Origin of the sequence: Aminiphilus circumscriptus DSM 16581 (genome assembly GCF_000526375.1) — a bacterium.
In the GTDB taxonomy this organism is placed as follows: Bacteria; Synergistota; Synergistia; order Synergistales; family Aminiphilaceae; genus Aminiphilus; species Aminiphilus circumscriptus.
Window position 1 is genome coordinate 452716 of sequence record NZ_JAFY01000005.1, and the last position, 13399, is coordinate 466114.

At 59.8% G+C, this 13399-nt stretch carries 15 protein-coding genes, 4 tRNA genes, 1 pseudogene and 1 other annotated feature; all 20 genes and pseudogenes read right to left on the bottom strand.

Annotated features, from left to right (window positions below; translation table 11 throughout):
* Window positions 1–12 precede the first annotated feature (12 nt).
* Window positions 13–1185 (bottom strand): homoserine O-acetyltransferase MetX, encoded by a 1173-nt coding sequence (gene metX, locus K349_RS0109350; RefSeq protein WP_029165564.1) that lies wholly within the window; start codon window positions 1183–1185, stop codon window positions 13–15.
* Complete coding sequence (locus tag K349_RS0109355) at window positions 1185–2030, bottom strand: amidohydrolase family protein (protein WP_029165565.1); 846 nt, start codon at window positions 2028–2030, stop codon at window positions 1185–1187. The genes metX and K349_RS0109355 overlap by 1 nt, the downstream gene beginning before the upstream one ends.
* Window positions 2027–2542: a methylenetetrahydrofolate reductase gene (locus K349_RS19980; protein WP_338022317.1), complete on the bottom strand. Its 516-nt coding sequence runs from the start codon at window positions 2540–2542 to the stop codon at window positions 2027–2029. Before K349_RS19980 ends, K349_RS0109355 begins: the two co-directional genes overlap by 4 nt.
* Window positions 2543–2655: 113 nt before the next feature.
* Window positions 2656–2934, bottom strand: a pseudogene (locus K349_RS19985) (methylenetetrahydrofolate reductase); the annotation flags it as partial.
* Between the two features lies 1 nt (window position 2935).
* Entirely contained in the window at window positions 2936–5410 is a 2475-nt protein-coding gene (locus tag K349_RS0109365) for a homocysteine S-methyltransferase family protein (protein ID WP_034265537.1), read from the bottom strand.
* A 419-nt stretch (window positions 5411–5829) separates the two neighbouring features.
* A complete protein-coding gene (gene rplL / locus K349_RS0109370; protein ID WP_029165567.1) occupies window positions 5830–6213 on the bottom strand; it encodes a 50S ribosomal protein L7/L12 in 384 nt (127 codons plus the stop codon).
* 150 nt (window positions 6214–6363) lie between these two features.
* Entirely contained in the window at window positions 6364–6894 is a 531-nt protein-coding gene (gene rplJ / locus K349_RS0109375; protein WP_029165568.1) for a 50S ribosomal protein L10, read from the bottom strand.
* Window positions 6895–6903: 9 nt separating this feature from the next.
* Window positions 6904–7072: a sequence feature (ribosomal protein L10 leader region), on the bottom strand.
* A 27-nt stretch (window positions 7073–7099) separates the two neighbouring features.
* Window positions 7100–7813, bottom strand: a complete 714-nt coding sequence (rplA, locus tag K349_RS0109380; RefSeq protein WP_029165569.1) for a 50S ribosomal protein L1 — start codon at window positions 7811–7813, stop codon at window positions 7100–7102.
* A gap of 73 nt (window positions 7814–7886) precedes the next feature.
* A complete protein-coding gene (gene rplK / locus K349_RS0109385; RefSeq protein WP_029165570.1) occupies window positions 7887–8312 on the bottom strand; it encodes a 50S ribosomal protein L11 in 426 nt (141 codons plus the stop codon).
* Window positions 8313–8357: 45 nt separating this feature from the next.
* A complete protein-coding gene (gene nusG, locus K349_RS0109390; RefSeq protein ID WP_029165571.1) occupies window positions 8358–8900 on the bottom strand; it encodes a transcription termination/antitermination protein NusG in 543 nt (180 codons plus the stop codon).
* Window positions 8901–8967: 67 nt separating this feature from the next.
* The gene (gene secE, locus K349_RS0109395) at window positions 8968–9150 is read right to left on the bottom strand and encodes a preprotein translocase subunit SecE (RefSeq protein WP_029165572.1); all 183 of its coding nucleotides are present in this window, start codon (window positions 9148–9150) and stop codon (window positions 8968–8970) included.
* A 44-nt stretch (window positions 9151–9194) separates the two neighbouring features.
* Window positions 9195–9270 (bottom strand) — tRNA-Trp (locus K349_RS0109400).
* A 22-nt stretch (window positions 9271–9292) separates the two neighbouring features.
* The gene (gene rpmG / locus K349_RS0109405) at window positions 9293–9442 is read right to left on the bottom strand and encodes a 50S ribosomal protein L33 (protein WP_029165573.1); all 150 of its coding nucleotides are present in this window, start codon (window positions 9440–9442) and stop codon (window positions 9293–9295) included.
* Between the two features lie 30 nt (window positions 9443–9472).
* Window positions 9473–10666, bottom strand: a complete 1194-nt coding sequence (gene tuf, locus K349_RS0109410) for an elongation factor Tu (RefSeq protein WP_029165574.1) — start codon at window positions 10664–10666, stop codon at window positions 9473–9475.
* A 131-nt stretch (window positions 10667–10797) separates the two neighbouring features.
* Window positions 10798–10873, bottom strand: a tRNA-Thr gene (locus K349_RS0109415).
* 17 nt (window positions 10874–10890) lie between these two features.
* A tRNA-Tyr gene (locus tag K349_RS0109420) sits at window positions 10891–10976 on the bottom strand.
* A 31-nt stretch (window positions 10977–11007) separates the two neighbouring features.
* Window positions 11008–11083, bottom strand: a tRNA-Thr gene (locus K349_RS0109425).
* An 87-nt stretch (window positions 11084–11170) separates the two neighbouring features.
* Window positions 11171–11407: a hypothetical protein gene (locus K349_RS0109430; RefSeq protein ID WP_029165575.1), complete on the bottom strand. Its 237-nt coding sequence runs from the start codon at window positions 11405–11407 to the stop codon at window positions 11171–11173.
* Between the two features lie 69 nt (window positions 11408–11476).
* Window positions 11477–12811 carry a TolC family protein gene (locus K349_RS0109435; protein WP_029165576.1) on the bottom strand — a complete coding sequence of 445 codons (1335 nt, stop codon included), beginning with the start codon at window positions 12809–12811 and terminating at the stop codon, window positions 11477–11479.
* A complete protein-coding gene (locus tag K349_RS0109440) occupies window positions 12808–13362 on the bottom strand; it encodes a TetR/AcrR family transcriptional regulator (protein ID WP_084460320.1) in 555 nt (184 codons plus the stop codon). Before K349_RS0109440 ends, K349_RS0109435 begins: the two co-directional genes overlap by 4 nt.
* Window positions 13363–13399 lie beyond the last annotated feature (37 nt).

The window sequence follows — 13399 nt, forward strand, 5'->3', positions numbered from 1 at the left end:
CCGCCCCGTAACTCAAAGCCCACTGGAGCGCCAGAAACGCCGCAAGATCTCGTCCACCTGATCGACGTCGATGAGAAAGGCATCGTGCCCATGGTCGCTCTCGATCTCCTCGTAGGTGGCATGCGCGCCCCAATCCGCAGCGATACGAGACAGCTCCTCCACCTGCCAGTTGGGAAAGAGCAGGTCGCTTCCAATACCCACGGCGAGCAGATGTTTTCCCGCGAGGGCGTTACGCAGAAATTCCGGGCTCCGCCCCTCTCCGGCATCGTGCAGATCCATCGCCCGGGAGAGATAGAGATAGCAATTCGCGTCAAAACGTCGCACGAGCGATTCTCCCTGGTGATGCAGGTAGCTTTCCACCTGAAACTGCCCTTCCCACTCCAGAGGATTTCCCCGGGCGACACTCCGCATCCAACGGTCTACAAAGACCTGTTCACTCCGGTAGGTGATCATGGCGAGCATACGCGCCACGGAAAGCCCCTTTCTGGGGCCCTCGCCGGGAGGATAGGCACCACCCTGCCAGGCGGGATCGGCCATAATGGCCTGGCGTTGCACTTCGTTGAAGGCGATGGCCTGGGGATAGAGCCTCCAGGGAGCGGCCACGACGGCGCAGCGATCCACCCTGTCGGGATGGAATAAAAGCCACTCCAGAGCCTGCATACCCCCAAGGGAACCACCCACCACCGCGGCGATGCGACGCACGCCGAGCTGTTCCAGCGCGATACGCTGGGCCTCCACCATGTCGCGCACGGTAATGACGGGGAAATGCATGCCGTAGGGCACACCCGTCTCCGGAACGGGCGAGACGGGGCTCGTGCTGCCGTAGGGGCTGCCGAGGATGTTGAAGCAGAAGACGCAGTAGCGGGAGGTGTCAAGAGCCCGATGGGGACCAACGAGCGCATCCCACCACGCCCCGGGAAGCCCCGGAACGTTCGTCCCCGCAACATGGTGGCTTCCTGTGAGAGCATGACAGAGAAGCACCACATTGTCTCTCGTCTCGTTGAGTTCGCCGTATCTCGCATAGGCGTGCACCGCTCCCGGAAGAGTTCTGCCGGACTGTAACACCAAACCGGGAAGAGCGACCAGGCCGCGAAACTCCTCCGCGGCACCCGAGGGGGACGCTCCGGGGTCGTTCTGGAGATTTTCGAGCTTTCCCGCGTTGATGACCGCATCGTCCCATCCCATCAGACATGCCTCCCCAAAAGCAGCTCCTCCGCGTTTCCTCCCAAAACGGCGCGGATAAAACTGTCATCAAGCGCCGCTTCGTCGAAAAACCGGTCGTACCGTCTCCGGGAAAGGATGGGGAAATCGCTTCCGTAGAGAAGTTTGTGCGCCACTCCTGCAGCGGAGGCGGCTCGAAGCATTTCCGGTGCGTAGAGAAATGGGGATGCCGCCAGGTCGTACCAGGCGTTGGCGAGAACGAGACGCATCTCTGGCATGCACTCGTAGAGCCAGAGCCCTCCACCCCAATGGGCGAGGACGACCCGCACTTCGGGATGATTCGTGCAGAAGGCCGCCGCCTCGCGGGGGCCTACATTCCCTTTGCCGGGATAGTCATGTCCCACGGGTTCCGCGGTGTGCAGCAGGAGAAACAGCCCGGCCTCGTCGCAGAGACCCGCCAGACGCCAGGTCTGCCGCAGGTCCGTGATGTCCCATTCCTGCCCCTGGGGAAAGAGTTCTCCCACACCGATGCACCCCGCATTCCGGCAGCGAAGGATCTCGCTCTCCACAGCGGGATCGAGGGGCGGCACGACGGCAAGAGGACGGATCCTGCCGGGAAAACGCTTCGCCGCGTCGAGCACGTAGTCGTTGCACTCCCGACAGAGTTCCATGCTCCGGAAGGCGAATCCGAAGGCCCAGGCCTCGTCCACGCCCTCTTCATCCATGCGCGCCACCAGTTCCTCCGCCGTTCCCCATTTGTGGACCTTGCTTCCGGCGAGCAGAGCGAAATAGGGTTCGTCCTCGGCGATGTCGCGCCACTCCGCGGCGATACGGGGCGGAGTGAGGTGAACATGGGTGTCGACGATCATGGCGAGATCGCCTCCTCCGCGAGAGTGGAGCGCACGGAGGCGATGTTCGCCATGATCCGGCGCGTCACGTCCGGTCGATTCATGGTATAGAGGTGGACTCCCGCCACACCCCAGGAAAGAAGGTCGATGATCTGCTCCGTGGCGTAGGCGATGCCCGCGTCGGCGAGCGCCTCCGGGGCGTTTTCGTAGCGGGCCATGATGCGGGCGAACTTGGGAGGAATGGAGGCGCCGCTGAGGGAGACGATGCGGCCGATCTGCCGGGCGTTGAGAACGGGCATGATCCCTGCCGTCACGGGAACCCGCACGTCCAGGGCATCCAGGCGTTCGGCGAAGCGAAAGAAGAGATCGTTGTCGAAGAAGAGCTGCGTCACGAGAAAATCGACACCCGCTTCGACCTTTTCTTTGAGGTGTCGGAGATCTTCCTCAAGGGAGTCGCAGGTGGCGTGCCCTTCAGGATACGCGGCGGCCCCGATGGAAAACGCCCCGGGATGGCGTGTGGTGATGTGGCGCACCAGATCCGCGGCAAAATGGAAATCCTCTCCACCGGAGGAGGACCCCCCAAAGAGGACTGGGGAGGATCTCCACGAAGGGCGAGGATATTGTGTATCCCCCGCTCACGAAGCGTGTCGAGAACAGCGTCCACCTCGGCCTCGGTCTGCTCCAGGCAGGTGAGGTGCGCCAGGGGTGTGAGCCCCCAGCGCTCTTTCACCGCCGCAGCTATGTCCACAGTGCGCTCCCTGCTGCTGCCTCCCGCGCCGTAGGTCACGCTGATGAAGTCCGGTCCGAGGTCCCGAAGCGCCTCCACCGTCGTGTAGACGGTTTCAAGAGGATATTCCCGTTTTGGTGGAAAGATCTCGAAGGAAACGACGGGGCTGCGCCGTCGGAAAAGATCGCGGATGAACATGTCAGCTCACCTCCGAAGCGTCCCCGAGGAGGCGCTCCACAAGCCGCACGGCACTCATCGCGTCGGGGGCGAATCCAGATGCACCGATTTTCTCCGCAAAGGAGGATGTCACCGAGGCGCCTCCCACAATGACCTTCACGTCGGGCTGGAGATCGTGGAGAGACCACACGACCCGCTCCATTTCGAGCATGGTGGTGGTCATGAGGGCGGAAAGGCCGACGATCTGGGGACAATCCTCGTTGATGGCGTCGAGGATGCGCTGGAGAGGGACGTTCTTGCCGAGGTCCCGCACGGAATAGCCGTGGCTCCGGAGCACCGTGCCCACCACATTTTTCCCCAGATCGTGCAGGTCGCCCTCCACGGTGGCGAGGAGTATTTTCCCTCGGTCCAGAACTTCACCTTTTGCAGCAATGCGTTCCTGCACCCGCGAACAGACACTTTGGGCGGCCTGGGCGGCGGCGATGAGCTGGGGCAGGAAATAGTCGCCGCAGTCGTAGCGTTTGCCCACTTCATGCAGCGCCGGAACGACGCCCTGGGTGACAACCTTCAGCGGATCGTTCTCGGAGGCGTTCAGAAGCACTGCCGCCAGTTCTTCCGACTTCCCGGCCTCTCCGAGGAGAATCTGCTCCCGGAGCCCCTCCCAGGGATCGGCGGAAGACACCGAGCAAGGAGTTGCCGCTTCCGGTGCGGGAGAAACGGCAGTGTGTTCCGGAGACTCCGGAGGTCCACTTCGGGAAAGTGGCTCCTGATAGCGGGAAGCAAAAGCGAGATAGCTCCGGGCCTGAGGATCGTGACCGACGAGAAGATTTCCCGCTGCAATCGTGGCGAGGAGTTCCTCATCCAATGGGTTTGCGATAACCGCATTGAGTCCGCTTCCCATGGCCATGGCGAGAAAGGTTCTGTTCAGGAGGCCCCTTGCGGGCATGCCGTGAGAGACATTGCTGATGCCCAAAATCGTCGAGCACCCCAAAGTACGTACGCGACGCAGTACGTCCAGCGTCACCGTGGGGGCTTTTCCCTCCGCTCCGACGGCGAGGGTGAGGACATCCACAAAGACGGAACTCCGGGGAAACTTCAGGGCATCCACGGTCTCCATGATACGGCGCACCACGCCGAGGCGCCGATCCGCCGTCTCGGGAATTCCTTCGTCGTCGATGGCAAGCACCACCAGGGACGCCCCGAAACGTTTCGCGAGACGCAACCCCCGCTCAAGCTGGTCTCCTTTTGCGGAAACGGAATTCACCAGGGGTACTCCCGTGCACACGGCAAGTCCGGCTTCGACGAGATCCAGATTGTCACTATCCAGGGAGAGAGGCGCCGCGCAGGCATGTTCCACCGCGAGCACGGCCTCGCGCATGGCCCTGGGCTGGTCGATCTCCGGCAGTGTGACGTTCACATCGATCACATGGGCCCCCGCAGCGGCCTGGAGACGTGCCTCCTCGCGGAGAAGCTCCCATTTGTACTGGGCGACCTCGTCTCGGAGAGGTGATTTGCGCCACACGTTGATGCGTTCTCCCACCAGGGCCAGGGGATGCTGCCCTCCCACGGGAACGGTTCGGCTCCGGCTCGTGAGCGTGGCGTGGTGAATATCCCGGACCTTCGGCGCGGAAATACGGCGCACCACCTCGGAGAGCGCCGCCATATGCTGGGGCGTCGTGCCGCAGCAGCCTCCGATGACATTGGCTCCGGCCTGCACGAGGGCCTGCCCGACCTTAGCGAACGCCGCGGGGGCGAACCAGTTGGGGTCGTTCGGAAGCCCCGCGTTGGCGTAGATGAACACGGGAATGCCCGCATGCGCGGCAAGACGGGGCACCACAGGAAGGTAGCGGTCCGGCCCCATGCCGCAATTCGCTCCGACACCCGCGGCCCCCATACAGCGGGCCCAATCCGCCGCGACCTCCGGAGGAGTTCCCGTGACGGTGCACTCGTGATTGTCGAAGGTGAAACTCACCACGAAGGCCATGTCCGGCGCGGCATCCTTGGCCGCGAGAACCGCCGCCTTGGCCTCCTGCAGGTCCATCATGGTCTCAATGAGAAAAAAGTCCGCTCCACCTTCGGCCAGTCCCTGCATTTGCGGCAGAAAAGCCCGGTAGGCATCTTCAAAGGAAAGGTTTCCGTAGGGTTTGAGCAACTCGCCGAGGGGCCCCACGGAACCAGCCACCAACGCCCCTTTTCCGGCAGCCCTTCGGGCAATCGAAGCGGCAGCGGCATTGATTTGAAAAGTCCGCTCCGCAAGCCCTCGTTCTTTCAATTTCTGAGCGCTGCCACCGAAGGTATTGGTCTCGATGATGACGCATCCCGCGGCGAGATAGGCCTTGTGCACCTGCCCGACCGCCTCGGGATCTCCAAGGTTCATCTCCTCGGGCAGTGCGGGAGGAAGCCATCCCCTTTCGGCAAGCAACGTACCCATGGCACCGTCGAGAAGAGGTACCCGGCCATAGTTGCGAATCCATTCCTTGAGAGCTGCTGCGTTCAAGGGATCACCCCGTTTCCAGTTTTCGGATCCATCGATTTTCGGGAAGATCTGAATCGGAGGGATATGAATTTGTATGATACCGTCCACTCTTTCGGGAAGCAAGAAGTGGTTCCCGCAATTTTGTCGTCATTTCAAAAACGACATCAGATTCTTACGCTTTTGACACACCCCGACAGAACACTGTGCCGCGTATCCAAAGTTCGGCCAATCCCCGCAGGCGACCGCCGAACACCATGAAAATCTTTTTGCACAACTTGACGCACACAACTAAAACTTTTTTGCATACCTTAGCGCCACACAACTCTCCATATGATGGGAGGGAATGCAGCCTGGTCGAGTCGTCCCGTCCCATCCGCAGCGGAAAAGCGGCAAAAAAAGAGGCCGCCCTTGAGGGCGGCCTTCAGAACAGGCACTGCGCGCTACTTGAGCTCCACCTCGGCACCGGCCTCGACGAGCTTCTTCTTGATGTCCTCGGCCTCGTCCTTGGAAGCAGCTTCCTTCACGGGCTTGGGGGCGTTGTCCACGAGTTCCTTGGCTTCCTTCAGCCCGAGACCAGTGAGCTCCCGGACGACCTTGATGACGCCGATCTTGTTGGAGCCGGCGCTCTTGAGAACCACGTCAAACTCCGTCTTCTCCTCCTCGGCGGGGGCGGCAGCAGCGCCCATGCCGGGCATCATCATGGGCATGGCCATAGCGGGCGCTGCGGCAGACACGCCGAACTTCTCCTCCAGATCCTTTACGAGCTGGGACAGCTCGAGAACACTCATTTCCTCAATCGCCTTGATGATCTCCTCACGGGTCATCCAAGTCACTCTCCTTTTTTCGATTAGGGAATCGTCCCTGATTTTCGTCTCCGGTTTTCACCGAGGCAACACTCGCGGCTGTCTTCATGACCTTGCGCCACTCGCCGCTTTTCCTGACGCCGACGTTTTTTCACACGGGAAACGGTGCCGTCATGCGGCCTTTTCCTTTTCGTCCTTGATCTGAGACAGACACGTAACGAATCCTCGCATGGGACCGGAGAGGACCGTGACGAGACTCCGCAAGGGCGCTGCGATGGTTCCCACCACCTGGGCCAGGAGAACCTCCCGGCTCGGGAGATCCGCGAGCGCGAGAACCTGCTGTTGATCCAAGACATGCTGTCCCATGATGCCGCCCTTGATGATGAGCATCTCGTTCCCCTTCTCTTTCGAGAAGTCACGAAGGGCTTTGGCAACGGCCGTCACGTCTCCGTAGGCCATGGTAAAAGCATTGGCTCCCGCGGTCATCTCCTCGGGAACCGGAGAGTTTTCCTCAGCAAGAGCGATCCGGAACAGCGTGTTCTTCGCGATCTTCATCTCGCCACCGGCCTCACGAACTTTGGCACGAACGGCCGTCATCTTTTTCACGTTCATTCCGCGGTATTCGACGATAAACACCGCTTCGCTGCGCTGGAGCAGTTCTCGGAGCATGGATACCTGCTGCATTCTGGCTTCTGTCGGCATGAAGTCACCTCCTCTCGAAAAAAATCTCCCGGGACCGAGGCCCCGGGAGATGACGCGACTATCGAGAAGAAGACTTCTCGGTGCACGACACCTTTTCCCGGACCTCGGCAGGCTCTCCCGAAGGAAACTTGAGCGAAAGACACGCACCTGCTGTCTTCAGTCCCGAAATGGAACGTTATTGTAGCATATCCGAACGAGAATACACCTATTCCGTCACAACGACTTCTTTCTGTGCCGCGTTGGGATCCACCTTGACGGGCACGCCCATCGTGCTCGTGACGGTGAGGCTCTTGATGTACTGCCCTTTCGCTGCGGAAGGCTTGGCCTTGACGATCGCCCGGAGCAGCGTGACGGCGTTCTCCACGAGGTTCTCCTTCTCGAAACTTACCTTGCCGACGCCGTTGTGGATGATGCCGAATTTGTCAACACGGAATTCGACACGTCCAGCCTTGATTTCCTTCACCGCATCGGCGACTTCGGTCGTTGCGGTTCCAGTCTTGGAACTGGGCATCATGCCCCGGGGACCGAGAATTTTACCCAGGCGTCCCAGGCTTTTCATCATGTCCGGCGTCGCGATGACCGCATCGAAATCCAGCCATCCGCCCTGGATTTTCGCGACCATGTCCTCGCCTCCGACGAAGTCCGCGCCAGCCTCAAGTGCCTCGTTCTGTTTTTCTCCCGAAGCAATGACGAGCACCCTTTTCGTGATTCCCGTTCCGTGGGGAAGCACAACGGTGCTGCGGACCTGCTGGTCCGCGTGACGGGGATCGACGCCCAGGCGAACATGGAGCTCCACCGATTCGTCGAACTTCGCGTTCGCAATTTCCTTCACCAGAAGAACAGCCTCGCGGAATCCGTAGAGCTTCGTCGCCTCCACTTTTTCCAACAATCCCTTGTAACGCTTACCCATCTTAGCCATCTTCCTACCTCCTCGTGGTCCCTGCGGGAGCGAAATCGCTCCCTCCCACGACCCGTCCTTCCGGTCGGATCCGTCAGTCCGCAATCTCCACGCCCATGGACCGGGCGGTCCCCATGATCATCTCCATGGCGGCCTCCACCGTATTAGCGTTGAGATCGGGCATCTTGAGCTTGGCGATCTCCTCCACCTGGTTCCTGGTCACCTTACCGACCTTCGTTTTGTTGGGTTCGCCGGAACCCCTCTCCAGACCCGCAGCCTTCTTGATCAGAACGCTCGCAGGCGGCGTCTTGAGGATGAAGGTGAAGCTGCGGTCCGCGTACACGGTGATCACTGCGGGGATGATCATTCCAACCTGATCCGCCGTCTTCGCGTTGAACTGCTTCACGAACTCCATGATATTCACGCCGTGCTGACCAAGCGCCGGTCCCACGGGAGGCGCCGGCGTCGCCTTGCCCGCTGGAAGCTGGAGCTTGATTTCTCCGATCACTTTTTTCGCCATGTCAGATGTTTCCCTCCTCTGGCCGTCGTTCCGACGACTCTATGTTCAGAGCTTCTCCAGCTCCGTGTAGTCGGCCTCGACGAGCGTCTCTCGTCCGAAAACGGTGACGGAGAACTTGACCTTGCCCTTGTCCGTCAGCACTTCCACCACGGGGCCCGCCTGTCCCTCGAAGGGACCTTCTTTCACGCGAACCGTATCGCCGGGCTTGAGGTCGATCTCGATCTTGGGTTTGGTCGTATCCTTGCCGATCTTCACCATAATATCCTGGACTTCGCGCTCCGAGAGCGGGATGGGGTGGTTGCCCGCTCCGACGAAACCCGTCACCCCCGGTGTATGGCGCACCACGAACCAGGATTGGTCCTCCAGAACCATCTCCACCAGGACATAACTGGGGAAGACCTTGCGGCGCATCCGCTTGGTCTTCCCCTCCTTGACGTAGACCCGCTCTTCTACGGGAACGAGGACGTTGTAGATCTTGTCCTCCATACCCATAGTGGCGATACGCTGCTCAAGGTTGGCCTTGACCTTGTTTTCGTATCCGGAATAGGTCTGTATGATGTACCAGCGTCGTTCGCGATTTTCCTTCATCACTTAAAAGGGGGCCGCACGGCCCCCTCACCCCCCAAACAAGACAATCTTTTGAAAGGATGCGAACCTAGCTGAGAATTCGCGTGAAAACTGCGGTAAGAAGCATGTCCACCACACCCAGATAGGCAGCCACCATAAAGGTCACGGCAATGACGATGAGCGTGGAATACCATACCTGCTGCTTACTCGGCCAGGTGACCTTCTTGAGCTCAGCCTTGGCTTCGCGAAGAAACTCAAACAACTTGTCCACCTACGACGGCCCCCAGTCTGCGACGCGAACGTGTATCAGATATCTGGCAGGCCCGGCAGGACTCGAACCTGCAACCCCCGGTTTTGGAGACCAGTGCTCTGCCAATTGAGCTACGGACCTGCGCAACGGAAGGGATTATACCTTACTTTGTCTCCTTGTGCAAGGTATGGCCCTTACAGAACTTACAAAACTTTTTCTTCTCCAGCTTCTTCGTCTGCTTCTTCTTGTTCACCGTAGTGACATAATTGCGCCGCTTGCATTCTGTACACTGAAGTCCGATATTGTCAGCCATTGACCCTTCCTCTTTCCGCCGGAGCGCTGCCTAGTCGAGGATCTGCGTGACCACACCGGCGCCGACGGTACGACCGCCTTCGCGCACGGCGAATCGCAGTCCTTCCTCCATGGCGATGGGCACGATCAGCTTCACTTCGAACTGCGAGTTGTCCCCGGGCATGACCATTTCCACGCCCTCGGGCAGTTTGATCTCTCCCGTCACGTCGGTGGTCCGGAAGTAGAACTGCGGCTTGTAGCCGCCGAAGAAGGGCGTGTGACGGCCGCCTTCCTCTTTCTTCAGTACGTACACCTCGGCCTTGAAGTGCTTGTGCGGCTTCACGCTCCCGGGTTTCGCCACGACCATGCCCCGCTCCACCTGCTCCTTGTCGACGCCACGGAGAAGGATTCCCACGTTGTCTCCGGCCTGAGCATCGTCCAGGATCTTCCGGAACATCTCAAGGGAGGTGGCAACGCTCTTGATCTTGTCGTCCTGCATGCCGACGATCTCGACTTCGGAACCGGGGGTGATGATGCCGCGCTCCATCCTTCCGGTGACGACGGTACCGCGCCCGGTGATGGTGAACACGTCCTCGATGGGCATCAGGAACGGCTTGTCCACTTCGCGCACGGGCTGGGGGATGTGGTCGTCACAGGCATGAACGAGGTCCCAGATCTTCTCGGTCCATTCGTTGTCGCCGTCGGACTCGAGGGCCTTCAGCGCGGAACCGCGAATGATGGGCACCTCGTCTCCGGGGAAATCGTACTTGTTCAGCAGGTCCCGCACTTCCATCTCGACGAGATCGAGCAGTTCGGGGTCGTCCACCATGTCCACCTTGTTCATGAACACGACGAGAGCCGGCACGTTGACCTGCCGTGCGAGAAGAACGTGTTCCCGCGTCTGGGGCATGGGGCCGTCCGCCGCGGACACGACGAGGATGGCTCCGTCCATCTGGGCGGCACCGGTGATCATGTTCTTGATGTAGTCCGCGTGCCCGGGGCAGTCGATGTGCGCGTAGTGCCGCGTGTCGGACTGGTATTCCACGTGGGCGATGTTGATGGTGATGCCCCGCTCACGCTCCTCCGGCGCCTTGTCGATCTGGTCGAAGGGGGTGAAGTCCGCGTATCCCTTTCTTCCCAGCGTCTTCGTGATCGCCGCCGTCAGCGTCGTCTTCCCGTGGTCGATGTGGCCGATAGTGCCGATGTTCAGATGCGGCTTCGACCGCGCAAATTTCTCCTTTGCCATCACAGAGACCTCCCCGACTGTATTGATGTCGCCCCACACAGGGCACAACGTCCGTCGATGATTGTATCACAAAGCACCCTTCATACCAAAAGAGATCCGAAACGCCTTCCGCTCCGGACCTCCAACGAAAATGGAGCCGACTTCCGGACTCGAACCGGAGACCCCATCCTTACCATGGATGTGCTCTACCTGCTGAGCTAAGTCGGCTCGTCTCGACAAATCACTGGTGGGAGGAGAAGGATTCGAACCTTCGAAGACGTCCGTCGGCAGATTTACAGTCTGCTGCCTTTGACCGCTCGGCCATCCTCCCACATCTGAACAGGTATCCTTTTACCTCTTGGTGGAGCCGGCACCCGGATTCGAACCGGGGACCTGCTGATTACAAGTCAGCTGCTCTACCTACTGAGCTACACCGGCGTGACGAGCATGTATTATAGCTTCCCTGACGGGAATGTCAACAAGAAAAATGCCTCCGTGTCTTTCCGGACGGAGAGCATCCCGCTGCTATATCCCTCGCGACAATTTCTCCAGTTCATGCTCTTCCAGTCCGAGGCGGTAGACCATGCGATCCAGCTCCGTACCCGAGGGGCGGTTTCGATACTCCTCCGCAAGCTCCATGACCATGAGACGAACGGCACGAAGACGGCGATGTGCCTCGCGAAGTCGCTCCAGGTCGCTTTCAGCAAAGGGGCGGGAGGGTTTCTCCCTGGGTTCTTCCTGCTGCCATCTCGGCTTTGTCATACACTCACGCTCCGAAAGGGATTCTTCTACAGAGGGAACGCGACGAGAGCAAGGGACAGGGGCTTCTCTCTATTTCGTTTTTCCCTCGAAAGCATCGAGCCCGACCGCGAAGAGAAGATCCGCATAGCCCGAGTAGGCGTCGTAGACGGCGTCCACGAGAGCCGTCCTGGCACTGTTCAGGGCGAGGCGGGAATCAAGGACGTCGATATTCGTCCCCACCTGGGCGGTATAGCGTTTCAATGCCATGCGGTAATCTTCTTCGGCGCTGAGGAGCTGATCCTGAGCCACCTGGATACGCACTTGCGCGGAGGCGAGATTGAGTTGTGCCGTGGACACCTCAAGGCTGACCTGTCGCTCCATATCGGTCATGTTATGGAGCAACTCACGACTCGAAGCCCGAGCCTGTTCCACTCTGGAGCCGACCTCTCCGGAATCATACAGGCGCCACTGTGCCACGAGCATCACTTTCCAGTCGTCATCCTCGGGAAAGAAGGAATCTCCCGTGCGTGTCACCTCTCCCTGAAGCGACACCTGCGGCCGCGCCTGCCCCGCTGCGGCGTCGGCATAGGCAAGGGCCGCGTTACGGAGATGCGCCATGGCGAGGAGATCCGCCCGGGAAGCAAGAGCCAGCTGCTCGAGATTCTCCGGAAGGGGGGATGCGACGTAATCGCTCTCGGGCTCCTCCAGTTCGTAGGGCGGGCGAAGCTGCGCCCCCGTGGCCCGTTCAAGGGCCTTCCACATGACGTCCACCGTGTTGAGGGCACTTATGCGATCCAGTTGGGCGCTGGACACCGCCACCTGGACACGAAGCACTTCGTTTTTCGCCACCACGCCATTGTTATAAAGCGCCTCCACCTGACGAAGATGCTCCTGCGCCAGAAGAAGCGCCTCTTCCGCAACCTTCAGCTTGGACACGGCGCGCTGCAAATTGAAGAAGTTTTTCCGGACACTGTTCTCGACGGACTGAAAGGTGCGAACCTCCTCGGCCCTGGCGGAATCGACTTCGAATTCCGCAGCTTTCCTGTTCGCCCGGAGAGATCCTCCCGTATAGAGAAGCTGCGTCAACCGCAGACCCGCCGCATAGGTTTTCTCGTATCCCAGGGGAACGATACCGATGGGGACACCCGTTCCGGGATCAAGTGCCTTCGTCGTAGGGATGTCCTTCACCTGAGAGTATGAAAGCACCGCATCCACTTTCGGGCCGAACCCCGCCTCCACTTCCCGCAACTTCGCCTCGACCCGAAGCACTTTCTCCCGGGCAGCGGAGAGAAGTGGGTGCTGTTCCTTCGCAATCGTCATGGCCTTCTCCAGAGTCAGAACCGGCGCATCGGCAGCGAAGGCGACCGCCCTCCCCCAAACGAAGAGATAGGCGCAACACAGCGACACCATGAAAACTCGTTTCACGTTCTCGCACCCTTTACCAGGCACTCTCGTTCGCCTCCTCCAAGATACTGCGGCAACACCCCGGACAGAATAGCGGACCATATGCGTTTAGCCCTGTCCGTGTCCTTCCGGAGAGCCAACTGGAGCACCACGCCGTCAAAAACAGCATCCACGATAAAACCCAATTCCCGAAGTTCGCTTCGTTTGCCGCGAACCTCCTCTGGGAAACAGCGTTCCATGTGATCACAAAGACGTTCTACCACACTGTCCGGAAGCTCCCTCAAATGTGTTTCCAGCTCCTCGTTTCCACGGAGTCCCTCGCCGAGGAGATTGATCCAGAACCGGAGGGTATCCGCGTTGGTCATGTACTCTTCGATGACAGCTTCTCCCTGGCAAATGAGGAAGTTTAGAAGCCCCTTCCGTCCGTGTTCTTTTGTGGGTGTGAAGAAGGCTTCGACTTTTCGCACTTCCCGGTCGGCTACTTCCATATAAAGGGCAAGCTTGCTCGGGAAATGCCAATAAAGCGCGCCCTTGCTCAAGCCTGTCGCTTTTATGGTTTTGTCAATGCAAATTTGATCACCAGGGACAGCCGAATTTTGACCACCCCGG

What these genes read in the sequence shown, in the direction of transcription:
- metX (WP_029165564.1), bottom strand. Translation starts at nt 1,185, where the DNA reads ATGGGATGGGACGATGCGGTCATCAACGCGGGAAAGCTCGAAAATCTC.
- K349_RS0109355 (WP_029165565.1), bottom strand. Translation starts at nt 2,030, where the DNA reads ATGATCGTCGACACCCATGTTCACCTCACTCCGCCCCGTATCGCCGCG.
- rplL (WP_029165567.1), bottom strand. Translation starts at nt 6,213, where the DNA reads ATGACCCGTGAGGAGATCATCAAGGCGATTGAGGAAATGAGTGTTCTC.
- rplJ (WP_029165568.1), bottom strand. Translation starts at nt 6,894, where the DNA reads ATGCCGACAGAAGCCAGAATGCAGCAGGTATCCATGCTCCGAGAACTG.
- rplA (WP_029165569.1), bottom strand. Translation starts at nt 7,813, where the DNA reads ATGGCTAAGATGGGTAAGCGTTACAAGGGATTGTTGGAAAAAGTGGAG.
- rplK (WP_029165570.1), bottom strand. Translation starts at nt 8,312, where the DNA reads ATGGCGAAAAAAGTGATCGGAGAAATCAAGCTCCAGCTTCCAGCGGGC.
- nusG (WP_029165571.1), bottom strand. Translation starts at nt 8,900, where the DNA reads ATGAAGGAAAATCGCGAACGACGCTGGTACATCATACAGACCTATTCC.
- rpmG (WP_029165573.1), bottom strand. Translation starts at nt 9,442, where the DNA reads ATGGCTGACAATATCGGACTTCAGTGTACAGAATGCAAGCGGCGCAAT.
- tuf (WP_029165574.1), bottom strand. Translation starts at nt 10,666, where the DNA reads ATGGCAAAGGAGAAATTTGCGCGGTCGAAGCCGCATCTGAACATCGGC.
- K349_RS0109430 (WP_029165575.1), bottom strand. Translation starts at nt 11,407, where the DNA reads ATGACAAAGCCGAGATGGCAGCAGGAAGAACCCAGGGAGAAACCCTCC.